The sequence below is a fragment of the Novosphingobium guangzhouense genome (assembly GCF_002896965.1).
GTDB classification, from domain to species: domain Bacteria; phylum Pseudomonadota; class Alphaproteobacteria; order Sphingomonadales; family Sphingomonadaceae; genus Novosphingobium; species Novosphingobium guangzhouense.
The window spans coordinates 1-25,044 of sequence record NZ_LYMM01000033.1; the positions used below are offsets into that span (position 1 = coordinate 1).

The 25,044-nt window shown below is 62.8% G+C and carries 32 protein-coding genes and 1 tRNA gene; 20 read left to right on the forward strand and 13 right to left on the reverse strand.

The window, feature by feature from the left end; genetic code table 11:
- Positions 1-479 precede the first annotated feature (479 nt).
- From A8V01_RS11940 to A8V01_RS11950, 3 genes are read right to left on the reverse strand one after another with little or no spacing between them, the layout of a single operon-like run.
- Positions 480-1,151 (reverse strand): phage virion morphogenesis protein, encoded by a 672-nt coding sequence (locus A8V01_RS11940; RefSeq protein WP_103096085.1) that lies wholly within the window; start codon positions 1,149-1,151, stop codon positions 480-482.
- Positions 1,148-1,630 (reverse strand): phage tail protein, encoded by a 483-nt coding sequence (locus tag A8V01_RS11945; RefSeq protein WP_103096086.1) that lies wholly within the window; start codon positions 1,628-1,630, stop codon positions 1,148-1,150. The genes A8V01_RS11940 and A8V01_RS11945 overlap by 4 nt, the downstream gene beginning before the upstream one ends.
- Positions 1,614-1,898: a hypothetical protein gene (locus tag A8V01_RS11950; RefSeq protein ID WP_245892448.1), complete on the reverse strand. Its 285-nt coding sequence runs from the start codon at positions 1,896-1,898 to the stop codon at positions 1,614-1,616. The genes A8V01_RS11945 and A8V01_RS11950 overlap by 17 nt, the downstream gene beginning before the upstream one ends.
- Before the next feature lie 16 nt (positions 1,899-1,914).
- Between A8V01_RS11950 and A8V01_RS11955 the strand changes: the two genes are divergently transcribed.
- From A8V01_RS11955 to A8V01_RS11985, 7 genes are all read left to right on the forward strand, one after another.
- Positions 1,915-2,061 carry a hypothetical protein gene (locus tag A8V01_RS11955; protein WP_211295006.1) on the forward strand — a complete coding sequence of 49 codons (147 nt, stop codon included), beginning with the start codon at positions 1,915-1,917 and terminating at the stop codon, positions 2,059-2,061.
- Positions 2,062-2,069: 8 nt separating this feature from the next.
- A complete protein-coding gene (locus tag A8V01_RS11960) occupies positions 2,070-2,201 on the forward strand; it encodes a GpE family phage tail protein (RefSeq protein WP_103096087.1) in 132 nt (43 codons plus the stop codon).
- Positions 2,202-4,661 carry a phage tail tape measure protein gene (locus A8V01_RS11965; protein WP_103096088.1) on the forward strand — a complete coding sequence of 820 codons (2,460 nt, stop codon included), beginning with the start codon at positions 2,202-2,204 and terminating at the stop codon, positions 4,659-4,661.
- Between the two features lie 3 nt (positions 4,662-4,664).
- Positions 4,665-5,078 carry a phage tail protein gene (locus tag A8V01_RS11970; RefSeq protein WP_103096089.1) on the forward strand — a complete coding sequence of 138 codons (414 nt, stop codon included), beginning with the start codon at positions 4,665-4,667 and terminating at the stop codon, positions 5,076-5,078.
- Positions 5,075-6,091: a contractile injection system protein, VgrG/Pvc8 family gene (locus A8V01_RS11975; RefSeq protein ID WP_103096090.1), complete on the forward strand. Its 1,017-nt coding sequence runs from the start codon at positions 5,075-5,077 to the stop codon at positions 6,089-6,091. The genes A8V01_RS11970 and A8V01_RS11975 overlap by 4 nt, the downstream gene beginning before the upstream one ends.
- 480 nt (positions 6,092-6,571) lie before the next feature.
- Entirely contained in the window at positions 6,572-7,153 is a 582-nt protein-coding gene (locus A8V01_RS11980; protein WP_103096091.1) for a hypothetical protein, read from the forward strand.
- 206 nt (positions 7,154-7,359) lie between these two features.
- The gene (locus A8V01_RS11985; RefSeq protein WP_103096092.1) at positions 7,360-8,451 is read left to right on the forward strand and encodes a hypothetical protein; all 1,092 of its coding nucleotides are present in this window, start codon (positions 7,360-7,362) and stop codon (positions 8,449-8,451) included.
- 131 nt (positions 8,452-8,582) lie between these two features.
- Here A8V01_RS11985 and A8V01_RS11990 read toward each other — a convergent pair whose 3' ends face one another.
- On the reverse strand, positions 8,583-9,050 hold the full coding sequence (locus A8V01_RS11990) for an acyl-CoA thioesterase (protein ID WP_103096093.1): 468 nt from the start codon (positions 9,048-9,050) through the stop codon (positions 8,583-8,585).
- 249 nt (positions 9,051-9,299) lie between these two features.
- Positions 9,300-9,836 (reverse strand): helix-turn-helix domain-containing protein, encoded by a 537-nt coding sequence (locus A8V01_RS28155; protein WP_146037240.1) that lies wholly within the window; start codon positions 9,834-9,836, stop codon positions 9,300-9,302.
- Between the two features lie 84 nt (positions 9,837-9,920).
- On the opposite strand from A8V01_RS28155, the gene A8V01_RS29765 reads away from it, so the two are divergent.
- From A8V01_RS29765 to A8V01_RS12035, 9 genes are all read left to right on the forward strand, one after another.
- A complete protein-coding gene (locus A8V01_RS29765; RefSeq protein ID WP_425437318.1) occupies positions 9,921-10,214 on the forward strand; it encodes a carph-isopro domain-containing protein in 294 nt (97 codons plus the stop codon).
- On the forward strand, positions 10,211-10,702 hold the full coding sequence (locus A8V01_RS12005; RefSeq protein WP_103096096.1) for a hypothetical protein: 492 nt from the start codon (positions 10,211-10,213) through the stop codon (positions 10,700-10,702). The genes A8V01_RS29765 and A8V01_RS12005 overlap by 4 nt, the downstream gene beginning before the upstream one ends.
- Positions 10,702-11,007: an ogr/Delta-like zinc finger family protein gene (locus A8V01_RS12010; RefSeq protein ID WP_103096097.1), complete on the forward strand. Its 306-nt coding sequence runs from the start codon at positions 10,702-10,704 to the stop codon at positions 11,005-11,007. Before A8V01_RS12005 ends, A8V01_RS12010 begins: the two co-directional genes overlap by 1 nt.
- 192 nt (positions 11,008-11,199) lie before the next feature.
- Positions 11,200-11,322 (forward strand): hypothetical protein, encoded by a 123-nt coding sequence (locus A8V01_RS29550; RefSeq protein WP_281256496.1) that lies wholly within the window; start codon positions 11,200-11,202, stop codon positions 11,320-11,322.
- On the forward strand, positions 11,319-11,537 hold the full coding sequence (locus A8V01_RS12015; RefSeq protein WP_103096098.1) for a hypothetical protein: 219 nt from the start codon (positions 11,319-11,321) through the stop codon (positions 11,535-11,537). Before A8V01_RS29550 ends, A8V01_RS12015 begins: the two co-directional genes overlap by 4 nt.
- A 5-nt stretch (positions 11,538-11,542) precedes the next feature.
- The gene (locus A8V01_RS12020; protein WP_103096099.1) at positions 11,543-11,764 is read left to right on the forward strand and encodes a hypothetical protein; all 222 of its coding nucleotides are present in this window, start codon (positions 11,543-11,545) and stop codon (positions 11,762-11,764) included.
- A gap of 11 nt (positions 11,765-11,775) precedes the next feature.
- Positions 11,776-12,006 (forward strand): hypothetical protein, encoded by a 231-nt coding sequence (locus A8V01_RS12025; protein WP_146037241.1) that lies wholly within the window; start codon positions 11,776-11,778, stop codon positions 12,004-12,006.
- A gap of 101 nt (positions 12,007-12,107) precedes the next feature.
- Positions 12,108-12,290: a hypothetical protein gene (locus tag A8V01_RS12030; protein WP_103096101.1), complete on the forward strand. Its 183-nt coding sequence runs from the start codon at positions 12,108-12,110 to the stop codon at positions 12,288-12,290.
- Positions 12,287-13,342, forward strand: coding sequence for a tyrosine-type recombinase/integrase (locus A8V01_RS12035; protein ID WP_103096102.1), 1,056 nt, complete (start codon positions 12,287-12,289; stop codon positions 13,340-13,342). Before A8V01_RS12030 ends, A8V01_RS12035 begins: the two co-directional genes overlap by 4 nt.
- 58 nt (positions 13,343-13,400) lie before the next feature.
- Here A8V01_RS12035 and A8V01_RS12040 read toward each other — a convergent pair.
- The 6 genes from A8V01_RS12040 to aspS form a co-directional block, all read right to left on the reverse strand.
- A tRNA-Met gene (locus tag A8V01_RS12040) sits at positions 13,401-13,477 on the reverse strand.
- Between the two features lie 109 nt (positions 13,478-13,586).
- Complete coding sequence (locus A8V01_RS12045) at positions 13,587-14,198, reverse strand: 2'-5' RNA ligase family protein (RefSeq protein ID WP_103096103.1); 612 nt, start codon at positions 14,196-14,198, stop codon at positions 13,587-13,589.
- Positions 14,199-14,228: 30 nt separating this feature from the next.
- Positions 14,229-15,203: an endolytic transglycosylase MltG gene (mltG, locus tag A8V01_RS12050; RefSeq protein WP_103096104.1), complete on the reverse strand. Its 975-nt coding sequence runs from the start codon at positions 15,201-15,203 to the stop codon at positions 14,229-14,231.
- A gap of 4 nt (positions 15,204-15,207) precedes the next feature.
- Entirely contained in the window at positions 15,208-16,467 is a 1,260-nt protein-coding gene (gene fabF, locus A8V01_RS12055) for a beta-ketoacyl-ACP synthase II (RefSeq protein WP_103096105.1), read from the reverse strand.
- 169 nt (positions 16,468-16,636) lie between these two features.
- Positions 16,637-16,873 carry an acyl carrier protein gene (locus A8V01_RS12060; RefSeq protein ID WP_007679564.1) on the reverse strand — a complete coding sequence of 79 codons (237 nt, stop codon included), beginning with the start codon at positions 16,871-16,873 and terminating at the stop codon, positions 16,637-16,639.
- Positions 16,874-17,047: 174 nt separating this feature from the next.
- The gene (gene aspS, locus A8V01_RS12065) at positions 17,048-18,856 is read right to left on the reverse strand and encodes an aspartate--tRNA ligase (protein ID WP_103096106.1); all 1,809 of its coding nucleotides are present in this window, start codon (positions 18,854-18,856) and stop codon (positions 17,048-17,050) included.
- A 201-nt stretch (positions 18,857-19,057) separates the two neighbouring features.
- Here aspS and A8V01_RS12070 point away from each other — a divergent pair, with 201 nt between their 5' ends.
- From A8V01_RS12070 to A8V01_RS12080, 3 genes are all read left to right on the forward strand, one after another.
- Positions 19,058-19,378, forward strand: a complete 321-nt coding sequence (locus tag A8V01_RS12070; protein WP_103096107.1) for a hypothetical protein — start codon at positions 19,058-19,060, stop codon at positions 19,376-19,378.
- 65 nt (positions 19,379-19,443) lie between these two features.
- Positions 19,444-20,649, forward strand: a complete 1,206-nt coding sequence (rnd, locus tag A8V01_RS12075) for a ribonuclease D (protein WP_103096108.1) — start codon at positions 19,444-19,446, stop codon at positions 20,647-20,649.
- A 131-nt stretch (positions 20,650-20,780) separates the two neighbouring features.
- Entirely contained in the window at positions 20,781-21,677 is an 897-nt protein-coding gene (locus A8V01_RS12080) for a hydrogen peroxide-inducible genes activator (protein ID WP_103096109.1), read from the forward strand.
- A 17-nt stretch (positions 21,678-21,694) separates the two neighbouring features.
- Here A8V01_RS12080 and A8V01_RS12085 read toward each other — a convergent pair whose 3' ends face one another.
- Both A8V01_RS12085 and pgsA read right to left on the reverse strand, forming a co-directional pair.
- Entirely contained in the window at positions 21,695-22,840 is a 1,146-nt protein-coding gene (locus A8V01_RS12085; RefSeq protein ID WP_103096110.1) for an MFS transporter, read from the reverse strand.
- 154 nt (positions 22,841-22,994) lie between these two features.
- Positions 22,995-23,588, reverse strand: a complete 594-nt coding sequence (gene pgsA / locus A8V01_RS12090) for a CDP-diacylglycerol--glycerol-3-phosphate 3-phosphatidyltransferase (RefSeq protein WP_103096111.1) — start codon at positions 23,586-23,588, stop codon at positions 22,995-22,997.
- A 123-nt stretch (positions 23,589-23,711) separates the two neighbouring features.
- On the opposite strand from pgsA, the gene A8V01_RS12095 reads away from it, so the two are divergent.
- Positions 23,712-25,025, forward strand: coding sequence for an MFS transporter (locus A8V01_RS12095; RefSeq protein WP_103096112.1), 1,314 nt, complete (start codon positions 23,712-23,714; stop codon positions 25,023-25,025).
- Positions 25,026-25,044 lie beyond the last annotated feature (19 nt).

The window sequence follows — 25,044 nt, forward strand, 5'->3', positions numbered from 1 at the left end:
TAAGATTGTTCGCTCATGGGCTGATGTTATCGGGCGACTTGAACGCCTGCTAGTGGTTGCTTCACGAAGGTCCGCAATCAGGAACCGTGTAACTGTCTCTGAGGGGCCTGCTTGGGGCGTTTGCCGAACGGCAGAAAACCCACTCTCAAGTGCTCCCCGCAGTGAAAGGCCACCGGCAGCTATCGCGGTCGCGCAAGCGGTAAGGCGGCAGTCCTCTACCGGCCCTGTCGAGGTCATTAGCGGAACCATACGAAACGACTGCAATGAGGCGACGGGGTAAAGAGCGGCCCCCAGCGGCGAAGTTGGCATTTGCCCATGGCCGCCAGCATCGCCCCATCCGGCAAGCATTCGAATTTAATTCGCCGCTGCGCGCAACGGTTTGAAGATAGCGCCGTTGTCACCTCGCAATATGCAATGACCCTTATCCTTCGGCCCCGACTGCTTCCACCACACAGCTGTAGTCGGGGTCGTTCTTTTGGTTAAAATTGCGAGACTTGCCCGAGCAGAACGTCGAGCAGCCGATCGCGATCGGCCGTGGTTGCGCCGAGCAATTCTCGCTTAGGGTAGGGCACCGCTTTCGCACGGAGGGAGGGTCTGTCCCGCAGGCCGTGCTGGTGGACGTCTGCGATCTGGGACACCTTGCCACTGAAGCCGACCCAGAAGCCCTGATCGTCCGTGCCTGTTTTCAGGAATCGCGACGACGCCAGACGGCGGAACATGGCGCGGCGGCGCAGCCCGCCACGACGACGAAGCCGCCCGCCGCCCGCGTTGCGATGCTCTTCCGGGACCGGGAGCCATTTGACGATCTTGTCGAACTCGAAAGAGCGAATGGACCCAGCTTCGATATCGAAACCGGTCATCATCCGCCCGGTGCCCCAAGAGAAACTCTTCATGATCACGCGGCGCGGTTCGCCGGTGCCACCAGAGGGATAGAGGAAGCAGGCCGCGCCGCGCCCGGTGACCGGCGGTGCCTTGTCCTTGCGTTTGGCGAAGGCGCTGCCGTCCGGTTGCCGCTGGGCGGTGATGCGCTCCCGCTGGCTGATCGCCAGCGCGCGGGCCATGGAGCGCAGCATCTTGCGGCGTTCGCCTGACGACAGGCTGCGAACCAGCGCGCCTGCGATGCGCTCGATCTCTGCCAGATCGTCCGTCATGCGGCCGAATCTGAAGGCAGGGTGTCATCCCCGGCGAGGATCCCGGAGAAGGTCGCGTCCACACCGGCAAAGGCATCGGCAAAGCGGGGCTCTTCAGGACGCTCGATGTCGTAGCCCTTACCGTCGGCGCGGACTTTGACCAGACGGTTTTCCGTCAGATCGATGGAGATCTCGATATCGGACGTTTCGGTGTCGAGGATTTCGGCCTCGAAGGAGAACGGCGCGCTATCCTGGCGGCGCAGCAGCTGCGGCTGTTCTTTCTCCACCCACGCCAGTATCGGGACCATGAGCATGTCGGGATCACCCGCGAAGTCGCACACCAGAACTTTGACGGTGTACTGGTAGCCGAATGACAGGGTGCGCGACTGGCGCGCATTGATGGTGCCGCCTTCAAGGTAGATCTGCAGCCTGTCAGGGTGGGTTTTCAGATCCGGGATATACGCTGCCAGCCAGCGGCGCAGGCTATCGGCCTTGCGCATCGCTGTTTCCCTGCGCCAAGCGCACTTCAGACTGTAGTTCGACCAGCGCCGCGCGGATCTGCCCGGCGACGTCGTAAAGCGCCTGCAGACTGGTTTGAGCGTCGGCGCCGGTCATCTGGCCGTCAGCGCTGCGCTGGACCTTGGGCAGCGCCGGGGGCGGGGCCAGCAGTTGCGGCGACACCTTCGCCGTTCGCGGCGGCAGTTGCACGGTCGAGCAGCCCGACGCCATCAGGATCAATGCAGACAGTGCGATAGACCGGGCGTTCAATGATCTTCTGCGTTTCATGGTAGATTTGCCGCGCATCACCACGCCCACGCTGACGCCTGCCGAAGCGATCGACCTCGATCCGGCTGACCTGCTGGCCTGCGGCGCGGAGATCGGCAGTTTTTTGCTGCAGAAGTCGAAGCGCACGGATGCCCTCGCTGCGTAGACGATGCGATGGCCGATCTGGCGGTTGTGTTCCACTGGCCGCCCGCTGCGATGGAAGACATGGACCTGTCGGAAATCATGGCCTGGCGCAAACAAGCCGAACGCCGATCGCGACCACCTGACACCCCCGGAAAGAAGTAAATGGCGGACAAGAACCTGCGGCTTCAGGTCATCCTTGAGGGACTGGACCGGCTGACCTCCCCTTTGAAGTCGATCACCGGCGCGTCGTCCGCTGCGCGCCGGGATCTGGCCAAGACCGGGGATGAACTGAAGGCGCTGGGCGCGCTGCAAAAGCAGATCGGCAGCTACAAGGCGCGCGAAACCGCCTTCGGCGCCGACACCCGCAAGCTGGAAGAGACCCGCGCCCACATGGCCCAGCTGCGCGCGCAGATGGATGCCACCGAAGCCCCGACGAAAAAGCTGGCGGCGGATTTCGCCAAGGCCGAACGGCAGGCGGCATCGCTGGCGGCGCGGCTTGATGTGGGCGGCGCCGAACTGCAGCAGCTTTCCGCCAGGCTGTCCGCCGCCGGGATAGATGTGGGCGATCTTGGCCGCCATGAAGACCGGCTGACGCAGAAGACTGCAGAAGCGAACCGCGCGCTACGTCAGCAGACCGCAGCGCTGGAGAAGGTCAACCAGGCCAAGCGCAATTCCGACAAGCTGAGCGACGTCAGTTCCAAGGCCACCGGAATGGGCCTCGGGATGATTGCTGCCGGAGCCGCTACTGCCGCCCCAGTCGTTGCTGCCGTCAAACAGGCGATGACGCTCGAAAGCGCGATGGCGGACGTTTCCAAGGTCACGAACATGACCTCGCCGCAAGTCCAGCAGATGTCCAATGACTTCCTCGACATGAGCGAGAAGATCCCGATGGCCGCCAATGAACTGGCGACCATTGCTGCCGCCGCCGGTGCAGCAGGTGTCGGCATGGACAAGTTCGGCAAGCCACTGCCCGATCAGCGCCAGCAGCTGCTGGCCTTCACCAACGACGCGGCAGAGATGGGCGTCGCCTTCGATATGACCGCTGACCAGGCGGGCGAAACGATGGCCAAGTGGCGCACCGCGTTCGAACTGCCGCAGGCGGGCGTCCGTGCCCTGGGCGACGGCGTCAACGCGCTGACCAACCGCTTCGGCGGCAAGGCCGCGAACGTCACGGACATCATCACCCGCATCGGCCCGCTGGGCAAGGTGGCGGGCCTCGCCGCGCCAGAGATCGCCGCGCTCGGATCTACCCTCGATTCGATAGGCATTCCCAGCGAGGTTGCCGCCACCGGCATCAAGAACACGATGCTGGCACTGACCAAGGGGGAAGCAGCAACGAAAGGCCAGCAAGCCGCCTTCGATGCGCTGGGCCTCAGCGCCACCGATGTCGCCAAACGCATGCAGACCGACGCTACCGGCGCAATCACTGACGTCATGGAGCGCATCGGCAAGCTGGACGGGGACAAGCAGTCGGGCATCCTGACCCAGCTGTTCGGCTCCGAAAGCGTCGCGGCGATCGCGCCAATGCTGACCAACCTCGACGGGCTGAAACAGCGCCTGGCGCTGGTGGGCGACGCCAGCGCAACCGCAGGCTCGATGCATGGCGAATTCCTGAACCGCATTGCCACGACCGAAGGCGCTACCGGCCTCGCCACCAACGCCCTGTCCGGCCTCAACATCACCATGGGCAAGGCCCTGCTCCCCACCGTCGTCAAGGTTGCTGGACTTGTGCAGCGGGCGGCCAGCGAGATGCGCGGATGGGCGCAGGAACATCCGATACTGGCCAAAGGTATCATGATCTTCCTCGGGGCTGGTGCCGCTTTGCTGATCCTGCTGGGCGGCCTTGCGCTGGCCTTTGCCGCGCTGACCGCAGCCGCCGCGCCGCTGGGCATCGCGCTGCTACCGCTCCTCGCCATCGTCGCGGCCATCGCTGCGGTGGCCGCCGCCGCGTACCTGATCTATGCCAATTGGGGCGCGATCGCCGCGTGGTTCGGTGGCCTGTGGGAACAGGTGAAGGCGTTCTTCGCGGGCGCGCTGGCTTTCATCGTCAAAGCGTTCCTGAACTTCACCCCGCTTGGCCTGATGATCCAGGCATTCGCTCCGGTGCTTGGCTATCTGCGCAGCCTCAACTTCGCGGAAATCGGCCGGAACCTGATACAGGGCTTGATCAACGGTATTATCGGCATGCTGGGTAATCTCAAGTCCACCGTGACCAGCACCGCCACCTCGATCGCAAACTGGTTCAAGGCCAAGCTGGGCATCCATTCCCCCTCGCGCGTGTTCGCGGGGCTCGGCGGCTTCGTCATGGCTGGCCTCGATCAGGGCCTTGCCGCCAATACGTCAGGACCGATCGCGCGAATCACCGACCTTTCCGGCCGGATGACGCGGGCGCTGGCGGTCGGCGCGGGTGGAGCGGCCTTCGCCGCCGCCGTCCCCGCTGCAGCTGCCGGCAGTGCCGCAGGCGCACCTGCCGCCGCCGTCTCTGCGGCAGGCAATACCTACAACCTGCACTTCCACGGCGTTGGTTCCGATCCGCAGGACATTGCCAACGCGGTGCGCCGCGCGATCGAGCAGATCGAGAACGAGAAACGCGGGCGCGGCTTTGGCGATGATGGAGTTTGATCCATGCACCTGATGGCCCTTGGCATGTTCCTCTTCGAACTCGGCTCCCTGCCCTTTGACGAACTGCAGCGCCGCATGGATTGGCGCCATGCCCGCTCCCCTCGCATCGGTGCCCGCGATGCCACGCAGTTCGTCGGACCGGGTGACGAAACGGTCAGCCTGTCCGGCTCAGTCTACGCCGAACTGTCGAACGGCAGCGTCTCGCTTGACGATCTGCGCGCCATGGCGAACGCTGGCGAGGCATGGCCGCTGGTGGCGGGCAGCGGGCGCGTCTACGGCAACTTCGTAATCACCGCGATCGACGAACGGCAAGCCTACCTCATGGCGGACGGCACCGCGCGCCGGATCGACTTCGGCATCGATCTGCTGGGCGTCGATGATCCTGCCGCGCTGGCGGCGCAGCAGGCGCAAGCATGAGCCGCGCCGTCAACAATATTCCCGACTGGCGCATCACGCTTGACGGTGTGGATCTGTCAGACCGTATCCGCCCGCGCCTGATCTCGCTCACCCTCTCGGAAAAGCGTGGCGACGAAGCCGACCAGTTGGACATCGTGCTGAGCGATCACGACGGCATGCTGGGCATTCCGCCCGAAGGGGCCGTGCTCCATCTACAGCTGGGCTGGAAGCAGGGCCGCGACGTCACGCCGGGCCTTATCGACAAGGGCAGCTTCAAGGTGGACGACGTCAGCCATTCCGGCCCGCCCGATCAGATCACCATCCGCGCCCGCGCAGCAGACTTCACCAGCGAGATACGTAACCGGCGTTCGCAAAGCTGGAGCGCGACCACGCTCGGCGCCGTGCTGACCGAGGTTGCCGAGCGCAATGGCCTTGCCGCCAGCATTGCGCCCGCCATGGCGTCGATCGCGCTCCCCACTGCCACACAGAGCCGGGAAAGCGATGTCGCCTTCCTGCGCCGCCTGGGGCGCGAAAACGACGCGGTCGCCACCATCAAGGCCGGGCAGCTTATCTTCGTCCCGAAGGGCGCGGGAACGAACGCACAGGGCATTGCCCTTCATACCCTCACTATCCGGCGCCGCGATGGCGATCGGCACATGTGGCAGCGCCAGAAGCGCGACGGGCAGGAAGGCGCAACCGCCAGCTGGCACGACAAGAAGGCGGCGAAGCGCAAGTCGGTCACGGTCGGAGAGAGCGACGGCGCGAAGAAGCTGCGCAAGGTCTACCCCGATGAGGCGTCGGCAAAACGCGCGGCAGCGTCGGAATCCGCCCGGCTGAAGCGCGCGCCCGAAACGCTAGACCTGACACTCGCGCTGGGGCGCCCTGACGCGTATCCCGAAGGCCGGGTCAACGTCGTCGGATTCAAACCGGGGATCGACGGCGGATCCTGGCTGATCTTCGAGGTAACCCATCGTCTGGACAAAAACGGCGGATTTCGGACTGACCTCCGGATCGAGACAGCGACCTCCGCTTAGGCGCGATCAACCCCCGATGCGGTGTTCCGATCGGCTGGGGTATGTTTGCGCCCCGTTCCGGTCAACCGGAGGGGGAACGAAGGCGTCTGAAATCTGTCATTAGCGAACAGCACTTAATTTTTGACGAGTTCTTGTTCCCGTTTCTCCGTTAGTCGGACCCCATTTCGGAAAAGGTAATCGGGAACAGAATTTGGGAAAGTACTCCCCTAGATATGGGCTAAATTCGCGACGTGATCCGTTGTTTTTCAATCGATCTTCCCAATCAGGAAGGGCGTGATGTCCACCATTAATTCACAACGAATATCCCGCCGCACGTATCAGTCGGTTTTAGCGCTGAGCAGCGCGCGGATCGTGATGCCCCGCTTTGCCGTAGTATAAATACGCGAAAACGGACTTTCCGCTATTTTCTCACCACTCCAAACATAATATATAAATGGCGAATCTAGCAGAGTTAAATTGCCGCATTATTGAGGGGGATCGATGGACAAGGACCAGGTTGACGAACTCATTGCGCTCGGAACGAATCCTGAAAGTATCACACGTGTGCAGAACTTAGCACGCCAGCTGATGAAAGAGACCGGCAACGGTTATACCTTGCGGCTTGCTTGCGCCGCTACGCTCAGCTGTTTCTTAACCGAGGCTGGAATCCCGATTGCAAAGACGGTTGGTGCCGGTGAACTGGCCCGCCGACTCAGGATGAAGCGCAATTGGAAGCGTGTAGAGGTCGGCGATCAGCGGGCGGGGGATGTTGGTGTCACCTTCGACAAGGATCCGAACCGTCCGGGCGCCGATCACGTCTACCTTGTCGTTGAACGTGTTGACCGCGATCTGATGTTCATCGCCGACAACCAAGTCGAAGGAAAGCGTCACCATCGCACTGCAAGCGGCAAGAAGACTGGCAGGATGAGCAGTGCCAAGACGGCCACCGAATATTTTCTGCGTGCGCCGGAGAGCGTGGCGCTTGCACTAGAAGCGATGGCGTCCCTCGACGACGAGAATACCAACGCGCTTAGGGAGCCGTTTAACGACGAAGGTATCCTGGTTGGTTTTGGAAGCCAATAGTACGAGTAAGATGTTCAGCCCCATAGGCAAATGTCAGCGTTATAAATGGTGATTCTATAATAACGCACCCAATGCAGACGCACGAAATGGCATCTTTTGCAGAATTATATCTGCATGATATTATGACCTTTGGTGTGCGATTGCCCGACAGTTCTCTTAATCATCCCGTTATTTGTTCAAATCAAGCGTGATAAAATAAGCATGATATGACCGCGTTCGTCCGCCAGGAATCATTTTATTCTTTTTTGAAGGGGTATTTGAGAATGCAGAGTCGAGTCGCAGTGCTACTGTTGTTCATGACTTGCCTTGCTGGTTGCGCGACGATCAGTAGACCGGAGACCCTTGGTGAGCGAGCGAGCGGCTTCGGCTATATACCGCTTGATCCGCTTCCGATTGATCAGGCAAAGGGCGCTGACAGTTGCGTTAACGCGGAAACTATGGCTGCAGCGACCGGCACTTCGAATACCACACTCGGTAACGATGACGTGCTCGCTAAGCTGCCAGACCAAACGATCCGGTTTGCGGTCGCATCTTTCGATCAGACCAAAGGAAGCCTCACATTCGGTCCTGCGACGTTAACGGCCAAAGGAAATCAGTATCGGGCTGTTTTAGATTATATCCAAGCCGATGCCGTACCCGTACAGTTCTGGATTAAGCGGCTCACGCAGGCCGATGATGCCGCGTCGGCTAGGCCAATCATCCAAGCAACGGTGACCGCAGATGGTCGTGCTGTCTATGGTTACGACGTGGTGACCTCCATCGCGCAGTCGGTCGATGGCGATTTGCGGGCGACGCACCCAGGCGAAGGTGCGGATACCTTGACGAAATTGAAGGCGGAAGCTCTTCGCGAGGAAGCGATGCTTCGGACAGAAGCAGGCTATCAGCAAGTCACGATACCGGTTTACGTTGGCGTCGGATTGCGACTCTCCGCAGATATCGTCGCGCTCAAGTCTGGAATCTCTATCAGCGGTCTTTCCGCGATCGGCGTGGAGGCCGAGGCAAACCGACTCAACGGTACGCTTACGGTGCAGTCGCTTGGAGTGTCGGGTAAGGCGATCGCAACCGCACTACCCCTCCCCAATAAGCTCGATCAAACCACCATCGAAAGTGCGATCTTGGCAATCGGAACGATGCGTGCAACGCTTTACGCCAGTTCCGGACAGGACGCTGGGGTAAATCGACAACCAAGAATTGTTGGACTTTATAGTCCGGTTGGCTCGGACCCCCTACTAATCAACGCGATATACTCTGAATTGTCCAAGCAACGGCCAAGATGGTATACTCCATGCATCCGATAAAATTAGCAAGAAGTACTGCCGATTTATATTCGCAGAGTGGGTGTGAAACTTTTACCAATACTATACTTTTCAGAAATGTTATGTTTGATGACGGAAATCAGGTGCTTTACGTCAACTTATTTTAGTGCCTACTATCTTCGGCTTCCCGTCACAAACCTGCCAGTCTCTTCCCGGCCCGATGCCCTCAGTCGGGCCCCCTCGTCGCCGGTGAAGAACTGCTGTATCACTTCTCGTGCCAACCGGGCCGGGCGTAGCGTTGATGCATCCAGGCAGCACCAGCTGGACTTCACTTCTGCCAGAACTTCCTCGCCGCGCCGAATCACCGTTTCATAGAACGCGCGAGCGCCCTGCACCTTTTCCAGCAGCACGGTCGCAATCACATCGTCTTCCAGAAAGGCTGGTTTGCGATAGGTGATCTCATGCTTGATCGCGACCCAAAGGTGTTTGCTGATCGCTTCTGCGGGCGCAAGAGCACGCCAGTGGTCGGTTACTGCTGCCTGCACCCACTTCAGGTAGCTGGCATTGTTCACATGACCCATGAAGTCGATGTCATCCGGCGCGATGCCGACGGTGTAGCGGTGGGGAATTGCTTGGCTCACCTATGCGTCAATACCATTCCCTAAGCGTTCGGGAAAGCGGATTGCCTGCTGGCTGGCGCATCAACCTGACGGCATGAACGATATAGGATTTTTCCTACACCAATCTTCATTTCCCCCTTCCCTACGCGCCGCCCCTGTTCCACTACAGGAACGAATCAGGAACAAATGGGTGCGCAAACGTGAGTGGGGAAGTGTTACGACTGACGCCGGGCTGCGACTTCGCGTGCCCGCAGTGCAGCGTAGGCTGCGCTACGGTCGTGGCGATTCGCGATCGTCTGTGGCGACAGATTGAGGAGGAACGGCGCTTGATGGCAACGCGCCCGCACCCGGATCGGGCAGGTAGGGTCCGATCCCTGCAAAGCCAGATGGAAGCCATTGAGCGAGAATTTGCGCGGTCTCGTCCTTGGATGCCCCATCGGGAACAAGTACCAGCAGCTTTGCGAACATCTCGCGGAGCGCGGGTTCACTAGGAAGTGCAACTTGAAGAGCCACAAATTGAACTGCAGGTCGAGCGGCCTCGACCGCACGCGCCTCCGGCTCCGCTTCCGTCTCATTAAGCCCCGCTAACAGCATGACTTCAGCAGGATCAACGCCGCGCTGAGACAGCACCGCGGCGATTTTCCGAGTTACATCTATCGGAAGTTCACGCTTCTTATAGCGTTTGGGATCTTCGAAGTACGAATACCTCGGAAAGCCGATCCCAACCTCTTCCGCCATCTTTCGGATGGATATCGGAGGTACCGAAGCCAGGCGCAGTTGCTTAAGTTTTTCAGCAGCGGAAATCATCTCGTGGACTGTGTGGAAATTTTAGACACAGTCAGTCCTCAAAATGGTTTGCAAAGCGTCTAAAATTTGAATACATCCCCGTCTATGGAACGGCTCACCTCAATCTTCGACCTATTCGGCGGCGTCCGTCCGATGGCTCGCGCACTTGGCGAAAGCCCCAGCAAAATCGCCGCTTGGAAGCGCGCGGGGCACATCCCCGCCCAAAAGCAGGCTGAGGTGCTTGAAAAAGGCACATGCCAAGGTCTTGCTCTTACCGCTGAAAATGTCGTCTTCCCCCTTGGCCGCCCTTCGGATGTCGCAAACACCATAACGGCCACGCCCGCCCCCGTCGCTTGCCCAGCGCAAGCTGAAGTGCAACGCACGGGGGCGGCGCAATGACAAAGCTTCGCGCTCCCCTCTCCTTCTCTCTCGCTATCACGACCGTCGCTGGCCGCATCGGATGGCGCGAAGCTGCACGAATCAGCCGTCGCGCTGTCCGCACCGTCAGGCATTGGAGCGAAAGCGACCGCCACGGCACACCCTCGCTGGACTTGGCGATAGCTCTCGACCGCGCCTTTATCGAAGCAGGCGGCGGCTATGCCCCCATCCTCGAAAGCTATGCCCGCCAGCTGGACGTTGCGATGGTCAACACCGTCGCCTGTCGAACGGCGCTGGCGGAAGATATTGCCCTCGCATCGCGGGAAAGCGGCGACGCAATCGGCCACTGTATTCAGGCGCTTCGGCCCGGCGCAACGCCCGCCGAAATCCATCGCGCCATCGTCGAAACCGAAGAAGCGGATGCCATTTTCCCGCGCCTGATCGGTCGGCTCAAAGCCCTTCTGCCCGGCAATGGTGTCGGGCGCGAAGCCAATGGGGAAACGATCTAATGTCGGGGCGCAGAGTTCAACTGCCACATGTCAGCTGCCCGGCTTGCGGGGGCCGCGCACACGCGCGCACCGTGGGCAAGCACAGCCTGCTCTATCGCGAAGTCTATTACGAATGCCGAAACCCGGACGCCTGCGCCCACGTCTTTGTGGTGGAGCTCACGGCAATTCGCACCACCAAAGCCAGCCGGTTCCCCACGCCCCTGCACAAGCTGCCGATGACCAACTGGCGCAATGCTGCAAACGATCGTGCCGACAATGACGACGATAAGCCATCGGATCCCGACGTCGGCATCCGCCCCGGCTGATCTGATCTGACAGCCCGCTTGGGCTGACCTCCCGCCTCCATTGATTTTGGACCCGGCCTGCTTCCGGGAACGCCCCTGCTTTGCCATTTTTCGGAGCTTTCTCCCATGCGCCTCACCGCTTCCACTTCCCCCGCGGTCATCCCTGAACGTCCCGTCCGACGCACCTTTTCATTCACATGCTGCTGCTGCGGCGTGACAGAGAACCGCCCCACCCCCGATGCCCCTGCTGGCTGGGTCGTCCACCACATCGACGAAGACAGCTTCGTGTTCTGCCCGCAGGACACGTTGAACGTTCCGGCGAGTGATCTGCAATGACCGCGCCGATCAACCACCCGCAAATGGCGCTGCAGATCGCCGCATGGGAAGTCGTGGCAGAGGCACAGCAGTTATCTGCGATGCAGCGCCACCTTTCCGATCGGGCTGCACGGTTGAACCGCTGGCTCTTGCCGACACTGCTGGGTGCCGCAGCGCTGCTCAGCAGCGTGTGTGTCATTGCGCAGATCATGATTCACCTCGACGCGGGTGTCTAATTGCAGTGGCCGATTTTCGATTTGCCGCTCTCTTCGCCGGTGAACCAAACCTGCGCAGCATCGAAGAATTGGTCCGGTGCTGCGAACGGCGCCGCGCAAGGGCCACCGAAAAGCTTGCTGCAGCGCAGGCGGAGATCGCCCTTTCCCAAGCCGCCTATGACCAAGCCGTCGCGGCTCGCGCGGACTGGATTGCGAACAGCCCCGATCCGCAACTCCTCATGCTTTGAAGGATACCGAAATGCCAGAAGCAAAGAACAAGCGTCTGCGCTGGCCTACCGTGCCCCATGCTGCAGCCGTGCACCCGATCGTCTGCCCCTGCTCGGTATGCGCGCCCCGCCAGCTGCACCGATCACGACGGTCAGCGGCGATCAAGGCTGCAACGCGGGTGCTGCTGCTTTCGGCAGCACTCATCGCCATCCCATTCTTTGTCGCCCGCGCCCTCGCATCGATGCAGGGCGAATGGCGATAGCCCCCCTGCCCGCCTCTAGCCCGCGACATCCTTTTCGGGGTTGCCTCAGCAAATAGCGGGCGGGTGTCGGCGCTCCTCGAAACGTCTGATCGGATCCAATCATGACCAGAACCGCAGCTTTCCGCCAAGTGGACGTTGCCCGCGCGCTCAAAGCCGTTCGTGCAGCACATGTCCCGATCAGCGGCGTGGAGATCGCGCCGGATGGCACCATCCGCGTGCTGACTTCGCCCGCACCGGACACGCCCTCCTCCCCCTTCGACGCATGGAAGAACAAGAAGCAATGAAAGTGCGCCTCAAGGGCATCAACCGGATCACGAAGAAACTCGCATCCGGGAAGTCCGTGACCTACTATTACGCGTGGAAAGGCGGCCCTCGTCTTGATGGCGCACCGGGTTCGCCAGAGTTCGTCGCCAGCTACAATCGCGCGGTCACAGCGCGCCGCGCACCCAAGGCCGACCTGCTGATCTCCATCCTCGACAAGTTCGAAGAATCGGTGGACTTCGCTGACCTGTCCGATCGTACCCGCAAGGATTACCGTCGCTTGCTGAAGGTGGTCGAGGCGGAGTTCGGAGATTTCCCCATCGCGGCCCTGGAAGACCGCCGCACACGTGGAGAGTTCCTGGCATGGCGCGAACGCCTTGCTGTAAAGTCGCGCCGTCAGGCCGACTATGCGTTCTCCGTGCTGGCCCGCTCCATATCGTGGGCGCTGGATCGTGGCTTGGTGCCGGTAAATCCATGTGAACGTCCTGGCCGGCTTTACCGCGCTGCCCGTGCAGAAAATGTCTGGACGGACGCCGACGAAGCCGCGTTCCACGCAAAGGCGCCGGATCACCTTCGCCTTGCGCTCACCTTGGCATTATGGACGGGGCAGCGGCAGGGCGACCTCCTGCGTTTGCAATGGGCGGCCTACGACGGCCAGACGATCCGCCTGCGCCAGCGCAAGACCAAAGTCGCTGTCGTTGTGCCCGTTGGTGCACCTCTGAAGGCAGCGCTGGACGCTGCAAAGGCAAGCAGCACACGGGACGGCAAGCCTTTGCCCGCCACCATCCTATCCACTGAACGCGGAACGGCGTGGACTGAATCCGGTTTCCGCGCCTCATGGCGCAAGGCCTGCATCAAATCGGGCGTGACCGGCGTCACCTTTCACGATCTGCGGGGCACGGCAGTAACCCGCCTCGCTATCGCAGGCGCCACGGTTCCAGAGATCGCCGCCATCACCGGTCACAGCCTGAAGGAAGTCGGGACGATCCTCGACGCCCACTACATGCACCGTGACCCGGCACTGGGCGAAGCTGCCATTCGAAAGCTCGAAGGCAGAACCATTTTGCCCAACTAATCGCCCAACCAAGCAATCAGCGTCCAACAAATTTTCGGGAAAAACGTAGTAAAATCAATGGTAGCGGAGGAGGGACTCGAACCCCCGACACGCGGATTATGATTCCGCTGCTCTAACCAGCTGAGCTACTCCGCCATACCATGGCCGCTGCGTGCAGCGGCTTCGATGTGGCGCCCCGTTGCTGCGGGGCAGGTGGCGTCCTCTAGGGGCAAGGTTCCCATCGGTCAACACCCAAAAAGCACCTTCAGCCACGAAAAGATATCAGCCGGATCGGACGCCACAAACCCGCCTCCCAGGCATAGAGGCCAAAGCCCCGAAAGCGGAACGGAATGGGGTGCAGGGTCGGCCGCAATTGCGCCTGCAGCGCTTGCGCTGCCTGCCGGGTCACCTTGTTCTGAATGGTCACATGCAACCTGAGCGGACGGGAATCCTGATCGGTGAGCAAGCCGTGCATCCGCTCTGCGATCGCGCCGTGCAGTTCGACCATGTCCGGACTGTCGATGGCAAGCGCGGTTCCCGCATCGAGCTTCATCAGCCCGTCGATCCGCGCCCTGGGCGGCGCGGCGCGGGCCAGCGCGCCGAGAACCTCGATCAGTTCGCCCTCCACTGACGGCGGCAGGGCATGGAACAGAGTGACGTGCGCGCGCAGGCGGTTGCGTTCGGGCGGGTAGTGGGCGCGGCGCAGCGAATCGGCCCAGCCAACGAGGTCAGGCGGCAGTTCGGCCGTGACGAGAAGCGGGGCGTTGGCCTTGCGCGGTCCGGTCGCGATCCAGTTTGCAGAAGGCCAGTTCGCAGAAGGCCAGTTCGCGGGGGACCGGTCAGGGCCGGAGGGGTCAGGGCCGGAGTGGTCAGGCATCCGCCACTCCCCTGCCCGGCCCCGCCATGATCAAAGCTCGCCGCGCTCGCGGCGGATCGCGAACCACTTGGCGACGTTGCGGTTGTGTTCGGCCAGCGTGCTGGCGAAGACGTGTCCGCCGGTGCCGTCTGCCACCATGTACAGCGCTTCGGTCTTTGCCGGGTTCAGCACCGCCGCGATCGATTCGCGGCTGGGATTGGTGATCGGCCCCTTGGGCAGCCCCACCATCGTATAGGTGTTGTAGCCGTTGACCGCCTGGATTTCAGACTGGAGGATGCGCCGGCCCAGGCGCTTGCCCTTGGTGATCGGGTAAATGATCGTGGGGTCGGCCTGCAGCAGCATTCCAGTGCGCAGACGGTTGGAGTAAAGCCCGGCCACCATCCGCCGTTCCGACGGCTTGCCGGTTTCCTTCTCGACGATCGAGGCAAGGATCACCGCCTGCTCCGGCGTCTTGACCACAAGGCCCTTCGCGCGATTGGCCCACAGTTCCTTGAGCGTGCGGCTCATCGCGGCCTGCATGCGCCGCACCAGTTCCTCGCGCGGTTCGCCGTTTTCGAAGTTGTAGGTATCGGGCAGGATCGAACCTTCTTCCGGCACCGAGACTTCCCCCGAAAGCGCGCTCTGCGCCTTCAGGCGATCGTAGACCATGATCGAAGGCATGCCTTCGGGCACGGTCACGAAGCGGCGGATGATCTCGTCGCTGGAGATGATCGCCAGAACCCGCGACGGACTGGCATGGGCGGGAATGGCGAATTCGCCCGCCTTGATCCCGCTGCCGCCGCCAAAGAAGCGGGCGCGCAGCTTGAAGCCGTTCGCAGAGGCGATCACGCCCTGCTTTTCCAGCCTGTCCGCCACGTCCCCAAGGCTTGCGCCGGTGGGGACGACGAAGTGCTTTTCCTTGTCCAGCGGGCCGGAGCCGTACCAGCCGCCGAAGAAGGCCCAGAGGCTCCCGACGAAGAGTACGGCGACGACTGTCGCCAGGCCGCATCCGCGCCGGGAGATCATGGGCTTAGTCGATCTTGCGCATCACCAGGCTGGCGTTGGTACCGCCGAACCCGAAGCTGTTGTTGAGCACGGCGCGCACTTCGCGCTTGCGGGCGACATGCGGCACGAGGTCAACACCTTCGCAACCCTCGTCCGGGGTGTCGAGGTTGAGCGTGGGCGGCACGATCTGGTCGCGCATCGCCAGGATGCAGAAGATCGATTCGACTGCGCCCGCGCCGCCCAGAAGGTGGCCGATCGCCGACTTGGTCGAGCTCATCGAGACATTGCCGATGGCATCGCCGAACAGGCGGCGCACGGCGCCCAGTTCGATGGTGTCGGCCATGGTCGAAGTGCCGTGGGCGTTGATGTAGTCGATGTCGGCGGGCGTCATGCCTGCCTTCTTCAGCGCCATCTGCATCGAGCGGTAGGCGCCGTCGCCATCCGGATGCGGGGCAGTGACGTGGTAGGCATCGCCCGAAAGGCCGTAGCCGATCACTTCACAGTAGATCTTCGCGCCGCGCGCCTTCGCGTGTTCGTATTCTTCGAGCACGAGAACGCCAGCGCCCTCACCCATCACGAAGCCGTCACGGTCCTTGTCGTAGGGCCGGCTCGCCTGTTCAGGGCGGTCGTTGTAGCTGCAGTTGAGCGCACGGGCCTGCGCGAAGCCGGCAATACCGATCGGGCACACGGTCGATTCGGCGCCGCCCGCCAGCATGATGTCGGCATCGCCATCGCGGATCATGCGCGCGGCATCGCCGATCGAGTGCGCGCCGGTCGAGCAGGCGGTGACGACGGCATGGTTCGGGCCCTTGAGGCCGTACTTGATCGAAACCTGGCCCGAGATCAGATTGATCAGGCGGCCGTGGACGAAGTGCGGCGAGACGCGGCCCGGCCCCTTGTCAGCCAGCACCAGCGATTCGCTTTCGATGCCCGGCAGGCCGCCGATGCCCGAACCGATCGAGCAGCCGGCCATGAGCTTGTCTTCCTCGCTCATGTCGGTGAGGCCGGCGTCTTCAAGCGCCTGGCCCGCGGCATCGATGCCGAAGACGATGAAGGGATCGACCTGGCGCTGGATCTTGTGATCGACGCGCTTGCCCGGATCGAAGCCGTATTCGTGATCGGCGGGCTTCACCTCGCAGGCGATCAGGCACTTCTGGCCGGTCGTGTCGAACTTGGTGATCTGCCCTGCGCCGGACTTGCTGGCGAGGATGTTGGCCCAGGTGGTCTCAACGTCAGCGCCCAGCGGGGTGACAAGACCAAGTCCGGTTACGACGACACGACGCATTAGGTTCTCCGAAACTCTTTCAATGGCCGTGTTTCGCCATCGGCAACCGACGGCGCAAAAACGGCAACAGGCCAGCCCCCTTAGAGGGCCGGCCTGTTGATTTCAATCCGGTGTTGCATCCCGGCCCCACCCCTTGCAGGCAGGATACCGGAATACAGGACCGAGGGGATTAGCCCTTGTTCTCTTCGATGTACTTGATGGCATCGGAGACAGTGCTGATCTTCTCGGCGGCATCGTCCGGGATTTCGACGCCGAATTCTTCTTCGAACGCCATGACCAGCTCGACGATGTCGAGCGAGTCGGCGCCCAGATCGTCGATGAAGCTGGCGTCTTCGGTGACCTTCTCGGCTTCAACGCCGAGGTGCTCGACGACGATCTTCTTAACCCGATCGGCGGTATCGCTCATTTGTATAGACCCCTTCGAAAATAGGCGGGTTTGAATTACGCTTGTCGCCCTAAAGACTGGGCGACGCGCTGGCAAGGGCCTTGGCGCGACGACGGGCACCCGGATGCCTTGCGTTATCCACGGTTGACGGCAGAAAACCTGTTTCCTCCCCAAGCACGCTCAGGGAGGAATGGATTATTCCGCGGCCTTGGCGGGCGCGGCCTGCTTCACCGGCTCCACCACGCGCAGGTGCAGTTCGCGCAGCTGCTTGGGCTCGGCCGGGCTCGGCGCGTTCATGAGGAGATCCTCGGCGCGCTGGTTCATCGGGAACAGCGTGATTTCGCGCAGGTTCTGCGCACCGCACAGCAGCATCACGATGCGATCGACGCCGGCTGCCATGCCGCCGTGCGGCGGTGCGCCATACTGGAATGCGCGATAGAGGCCGCCGAAACGCTCCTCGACGTCCTGTTGCGTCAGGCCGGTCATCTCGAACGCCTTGACCATCAGTTCGGGCGACTGGTTGCGGATCGAACCCGATGCGATCTCGAAGCCGTTGCAGACCAGATCGTACTGGTACGCCTTGATCGTCAGCGGATCCTGATTCTCCAGCGCGTCCATCCCGCCCTGCGGCATCGAGAACGGGTTGTGCGCGAAGTCGACCTTCTTGTTGTCTTCGTCCCACTCGTAGAACGGGAAGTCGACGATCCAGCACAGCTCGAAGCGGTCCTTGTCGATCAGGTCCAGCTGCTCGCCCACGCGGGTCCGCGCGAGGCCTGCCAGCTTCGCGGCCTGCTCTTCCTTGCCGGCGGCGAAGAACACGCCGTCGTTGGGACCAAGGCCCAGTGCCGCGATCAGCGCGGCGGTCTTTTCCTCACCGTGGTTCTTGGCGATCGGGCCGCCGGGGACGCCGTCCTTGATGTTGATGTAGCCAAGGCCCGAATAGCCCTCGCCGCGCGCCCAGACATTCATGTCGTCGAAGAACTTGCGGCTGCCCGCACCCGCGCCCGGAGCCGGGATCGCACGGATCTTGCCGCCGTTGGCGACGATGCCCGCAAAGATGCCGAAGCCCGATTCGACGAAGTGTTCGGTCACGTCCTTGATCAGCAGCGGGTTGCGCAGGTCAGGCTTGTCCGAACCGTAGTCCAGCATCGCCTGCGCATGCGGGATGCGGCGGAACTCACCCGCCGGGGTGACGGGCTTGTCGCCGGCGAATTCGGCGAACGTGGCGCGCAGCACCGGCTCCATCGTTTCCCAGACTTCTTCCTGGGTCACGAAGCTCATTTCAAGGTCGAGCTGGTAGAATTCGCCCGGCAGGCGGTCCGCACGCGGGTCTTCGTCGCGGAAGCAGGGCGCGATCTGGAAGTAGCGGTCGAAGCCTGCAACCATCAGCAGCTGCTTGTACTGCTGCGGCGCCTGCGGCAGCGCGTAGAACTTGCCCGCGTGGATGCGGCTGGGCACCAGGAAATCGCGGGCGCCTTCGGGGCTGGAGGCGGTCAGGATCGGCGTCGAATATTCGGTGAAGCCGGTGTCTTCCATGCGGCGGCGCATGTCGCGGATGATCTGCGTGCGCTTGACGATGTTGGCGTGCAGCGTTTCGCGGCGAAGATCCAAGAAACGGTACTTGAGGCGGATGTCCTCAGGGTATTCCTGCTCGCCGGCGACGGGCATCGGCAGTTCTTCCGCCTTGCCCAGCACGGTGGCGACGCGGGCGTAGACCTCGATCTGGCCGGTCGAGAGGTTCGGGTTCACGGTGCCTTCCGAGCGCGCCTTCACGGTGCCTTCGATCGTCACGACGCTTTCTGCACGCAGCGAATCGAGGATCGCCAGCGCCGGGCTGTCGCTGTCCGTGACGACCTGGGTGATGCCGTAGTGGTCGCGCAGATCGACGAACAGAACGCCGCCATGGTCGCGCTTGCGATGGACCCAGCCCGACAGGCGCACGGTCTGGCCGACCTCGGCCGCGCTCAGGGCGCCGCAGGTATGGGAGCGGTAGGGATGGGTCATGTCTGGGGCTCTTTTGTAAGCGTATGCGATAATTGCGGCCGCACTAGTCGACTGACGCCGCGATTTCCAGCCGTGGTTTTGCGCAAAATGCGCCGGCACCGGCGCGCACGGGCTGCGATATGGCCGGTAACCTCAAATAAACCAATTCACCATTACCTTCCCGCGCGAGGGTCGACACCAGAGAACATACGGGAATCGCACATGATTGCTGACGATACGTCGCACACGGCACTCGTCGATCGCAAAGACAAGGAAGCCTCGCTCTATCCCGCGTGGTCGGATGCGCCGGTGCAGATACCGGACGACGCAGCGCGCGAACCTTCGGCACTTCAGGATTTGCGCGACCTTACCCAGCCGGAAGCCGATCCGGGATACGAACCCGAGGGTCTGTACCTGCCCCTGCCCTATGGCCACACCACAGGATCGCAGTTGCGCCGCCGCTTCGTGACCGCCCAGAGCATCGCCGAACTGGCGCACGTAAAGAAGCCCAGCCTGTGGCAGCGCCTCCTCGGTCGGAAATAAACTGCGACAAAACGGTAACACGGGGCGTTGATCCCCCGCGCTGTTAGGCGTAACGCCCTCGTTCAATGAAAATTCATCCTCTGATCACGAAGACCGAAGATCTTGCCGCCCTGTGCGAGCGCCTTGCGAAGTCCGATTTCGTAAGCGTCGACACCGAGTTCATGCGCGAGAACACCTATTGGCCCGAACTGTGCCTTGTGCAGATCGCCAATACGGAGGAAGCCGCCGCGATCGATCCGCTGGCGGACGGGCTCGACATGACCCCGCTGCTCGACCTGCTCACCAACAACGAAGACGTGCTCAAGGTCTTCCATGCGGGCGGCCAGGATGTGGAGATCATCTTCAACTTCACCGGCCGCACCCCGCATCCGATCTTCGATACGCAGATCGCGATGATGGCAATCAGCCAGTCGGAGCAGATCGGCTATTCCAACCTCGTCGAATCGTGGCAGGGCCTGACGATCGACAAGGGCGCCCGCTTCACCGACTGGTCGCGCCGTCCGCTGACCGATCGCCAGATCGAATATGCGATCGGCGACGTGACGCACTTGTCCAAGATCTTCCCCAAGATCCTCAAGCGCCTGATCAAGACCGGCCGCGGCGCGTGGCTGGACCAGGAGATGGAAAAGCTGGCCGATCCGGAGAACTACCGGAACGATCCCAAGGAAGCCTGGCACCGGATCAAGGCCCCCGGCCGCAACCCGCAAGTGCTTGGCCGCCTGCGCGCGATCGCGGAATGGCGCGAACTGGAAGCGCAGGGCAAGAATATCCCGCGCGGCCGCATCGCACGTGACGAAACGCTGGCCGACATCGCCAGCCATCCGCCCAAGCAGCAGGCCGATCTGGCCAAGGTGCGCGGTCTTTCGCAGGGCTGGAAGGACAACGAAATCGGCCGCCGCCTGATGAACGCCATCGCCAAGGCCGAACCGCTGACCGACGACGAGATGCCGCCCCGCGCCCCGCGCGGCGCCCCGCTTGGCAAGGAAGGCGCGCTGGTGGCGGACCTGCTCAAGCTGCTCCTAAAGATTCGCGCGCGCGAAATCGACGCTGCTGCACGCCTGCTTGCCCGCAGCGACGAGCTGGAACTGCTGGCTGCCGGTGTTCGCAAGAACCTGTCGCTGCTGCAGGGCTGGCGCTACGACGTGTTCGGCCGCGACGCGCTCGATCTGGTCGAAGGCAAGCTGGCCTTCGCGGTGGAGAACGGCAAGCTCAAGATGACGCGCGTGGAAGACGCCGCAGTCGAAGCCGCAGCCCAGACTGGCGAGGACTGATCCAGCGGGGGGCGGCTGGTTCGACCCGCCCCTCCCCCGCGCACTTCTTTGCCCACCATATCCGGCACATCATGGCCCAAGTGCACGAGCGCACACTTGGCGAAGCGTGCCTGCCGTGCAATAGCCGGGGCATGACCGTCTACCAACCGACGCTCAAGCAGCTCCAGTATCTCGTCTCCCTGCACGAGCACGGCCATTTCGGCCGCGCCGCCGATGCCTGCTTCGTGTCGCAATCGACACTGTCGGCGGGCCTGCGTGATCTTGAGACGCTGCTTGGCGTAGTCCTTGTGGAGCGCACCAAGCGCGCCGTCCGCTTCACCCCGCTGGGCAATGCCGTGGTCGAAAAGGCCCACCGTATCCTGCGCGAAACGGAGGAGCTGTCCGAACTCGTCCAGTCCAGCGGCAAACCGCTATCGGGCGAAGTGCGGATGAGCGTGATCCCCACGATCGCGCCGTTCCTGCTACCGCGCATGTTGCCGCGCCTGCGCCGCGAACGGCCCAATCTGCGCCTGTTCCTGCGTGAAGAACCGAGTCAGCAGGCGATGGAATCGCTGCACCACGGCCGCGCCGACTGCGTCCTGCTCGCCCTGCCCTACGCCACCGGCGAAGTGGAAAAGGAGACGATCGAACTGGACGCCTTCTTCGTCGCCTTCCCCAGCGACGATCCGCGCGATCCGCCCGCCGAAGTCAGCCCGGACGTCATCGACGAACACCGCCTGCTGCTGCTGGAAGACGGGCACTGCCTCAAGGATCAGGCGCTGGCCGCCTGCAACCGTCCCGAACTGCGGGCCAGCGCGACCATGATCGGCACATCGCTGCATACGCTGGTGCAGATGGTGGACAACGGACTTGGCCTGACCATGCTTCCCGAAATGGCGCTGGATGCGGGCATCCTCAACGGCACCAACGTGGTGGCCCGCCCACTGATATCCCCCAACGCGAATCGCGAAATCGCGCTGGTGTGGCGCAAGAATTCCCCTCGTGCGGACGAATTCCGGATGCTGGCGGACGAATTGCGGGCGGGGTGACGCGATCGCGGCGGCTTCTACCGCCGCCGCAGCCCCTGCAGCGCTACGCCAAGCACCGATATGCCGATGCCCAGCGCCGAAACCCCGCTCCAGCCCCATTGGTGCCAGGCGGCCGTAGCTGCGCCCGAACTGGCGGCTCCGGCCAGGAACATCATTGCCATGTAAACGGTGTTGATGCGTGAACGCGCCTCAGGCCGCAGGGCGTAGATGATGCTCTGGTTGGAGATCTGGCTCAGCTGCACCGCCACGTCGAGCACCAGCACCCCGACGATGAGCCCGGCGATGGACTGCCAGAAGGCAAAGATCAGCCACGCGGCCAGCGTCATCACCGTTCCCGCGACGATGGCGGGATGCGGCCCGCGCCGGTCAGCGAAACGCCCGGCCACCGGCGCCGCAAGCACACCTGCCGCGCCGACGATCCCGAACAGCCCGGCCGCTTCCGGGCCAAGGCCGAAATGCTCCTGCAGGCGCAGCGCCAGCACGGTCCAGAACACGCTGAAGACGCCGAACAGGCAGCACTGGGTATAGGCGGCCAGACGCAGCGCGGGAAATTCGCGCCACAGGCTCCACAACGATCGCAGCAGGCCGCCATAGTTCAGGTCGGTCGCCTGCGGGCGGCTTTTCGGAAGCTGGATCGCCATGAGCGCCGCCGTCAGCAGCGCCAGCGGCACCGCCAGCCAGAACATCTCGCGCCAGCCCATGGCGCCGGCGACAAAGCCTGCCAGCGTCCGGCTCAGAAGGATGCCGCAGAGCAAGCCCGCCATCACCGTGCCGACGATGGACCCGCGCTTCTCGTCAGGCGCAAGGTTGGCCGCGAAGGGAACGATCTGCTGCGCCACGGAGGCCAGCAGGCCGACCAGAAGCGATGCCGCCAGCACCAGCCCCGCGCTCGGCGCGATGGCCACAAGCGCCAATGCGCCCGCCAGCGCCAGGCATTGCAGCACGATCAGGCGGCGGCGCTCCAGCAGGTCGCCCAGCGGCACCAGCGCAACAAGGCCCACGGCATAGCCAAGCTGAGTCGCGGTGGGCACGTAAGTGGCTGCAGCGCCTGCAAGATCGCGCTCCATCAGCCCGATCATGGGCTGATTGTAATAGATGTTGGCCACCGTCAGCCCGGCCGCGATAGCCAGCGCGAAGACGACGGAGCGGCTTGGCCCGCGCACGGGCTCGCCCTCGGCTGGAAGCGCGACAGTAATGGTCAGATCCTTCGTGTTGCAGGCCCCCGCCGCCAGTGCCAGATGGCGATCGCCCGGTAGCTGTCCAAGCGCGCGAAGCGCAAGGCCGGTTGCCCCAGACGCAAACGCAAACGCGAGTGCGTCAATCCATATGCTTGAGGCCGACGCGCAGGTAGTCCCAGCCCGTCACCAGCGTCAGTACAGCCGCGGCCCATAGCGTCGTCAGCCCCACCGTATGCGGCAGGTTGATAGCCAGCCCGCCGACATCGACGTTCCACCACGGCATCGCCACGCCCAGAATCAGCGCGCCTAGCGAAATCAGCTGGAATGTCGTCTTCCATTTGGCAAGGCGGCTGACCGGCACCGAAACCTGCAAACCGCCCAGAAATTCGCGCAGGCCCGAAACGGCGATCTCGCGCACCAGGATGATAAGGCCCGCGATCACGTGCATGTCGCCCACGTAGGGGCCGCGCAGGATGCCCTGTGCCGTCAGCACCAGAATCACCGTCGCCACCATGATCTTGTCGGCGATGGGATCGAGGAACACGCCCAGCTTCGACACGGTGCCGCTGGAGCGGGCAAGATAACCGTCGAAATAGTCGGTAATCCCCATCAGGCAGTAGAGCCCGAAGGCAAGACCGTACCCGAATTCCCAGCGGGGCCACCATAGGAGGAAGCCCAGCAGGGGCAGGGTCACGATGCGGGACAGCGTCAGGATGTTCGGCAGAGTCAGCATGATGGCAACGCCATAGCCCGCAATCGCTACGGGAATAAAGTGGTCAAGAGGGCTTGTGCCCCCGCCTCATGCCATTAAGTGTCCCGCGCAACAGAGAGCAAGCCCGGCGGCATAACTCAAATCATGACCACGACGACCCAACTCATCCGGGCGCGACGTTTCCTCCCCCTCTTCGTCACCCAGCTTCTGGGCGCGTTCAACGACAACCTGTTCAAGAACGCGATGGTGCTCTTCGTCGTATACGAGGTGTACCACTCCGAAGCGCAGGAGGCGCGGTTCAGCGCGCTGGCATCGGCGATCTTCATCATCCCCTTCTTCCTGCTGTCGGCGCTGGCCGGGCAGCTGGCGGACATGCGGGACAAGGCGAAGCTGATCCGCATCATCAAGGCCTGCGAGATCGCGATCATGCTGGTCGGCGGCGCGGGCCTTGCGCTGGCATGGCAGGGACAGGCGCTTGACGCGGTGGCGATCCCGCTGATGCTGCTGGCGCTGTTCGCGATGGGCGTGCATTCGACCTTCTTCGGGCCGATCAAGTACGCGATCCTGCCGCAGCACCTGAACGATGGCGAAGTCCTGTCCGGCACCGGGCTGGTCGAGGCGGGCACTTATATCGCGGTCCTGGCCGGTACGATCGTGGCGGGCTGGATCAGCGTGGACGCTGCCGCGATCGGTGTGATCGTGGTGGCCTGCATCGGCTGGTTCGCGGGACGGCAGGTGCCCCCCGCCCCGCCGCTCGGCAAGATCGAGCCGCTGGACTACCATGTCGTGCGCGCATCGGTGCGCCTTGTCCGCACCACCATGCAGGATCGCCGCGTGTTCCTTGCGATCTGCGCGATCAGCTTCTTCTGGGCGATCGGCACCGTGCTTTTCGTTCAGTTTCCGCCGCTGGCCAAGAACATGCTGATGGCCAGCAAGGAAGTGGCCAGCCTGTTCCTGGTGATCTTCTCGGTCGGCGTGGCCATCGGCTCGATGGCGATCAACGCGCTGCTCAAGGGCACCGTCTCGGCGCGCTGGTCGCCCGTTTCGGTGCTGGGCATGGGCGCGTTCCTTGTGGCCTTCCAGCAGGTCTGCCGCATCTGGCCCCCGCATACCGGGGCCGAGCGCCTGATGGACGTGGGCACTTTCGTGGTGCAGCCGCTGGCAATCCCGCTGATGCTGACGCTGCTGGGCATCGCCGTTTGCGGCGGCATGTTCGTGGTGCCGCTTTACGCCTTCCTCACCACGTTCGTGGACAAGTCGCAGACCGCGCGCACGATCGCGGCCAACAACATCGTCAATTCGGGCGCGATGGTCGTCGGATCACTGGCGACCGGAGTCATGACGCTGATCGGCGTGGCGGTGGCGCAGCAGTTGCTGGTCGTGTCGCTGTGCTGCGTGGCTTCGGCTTGGCTCGGATATATGCTGTTCCGCGCCGAGAAGGCCCCGACCGCAGGCTGAAAACTGCTTGGTCAGACGA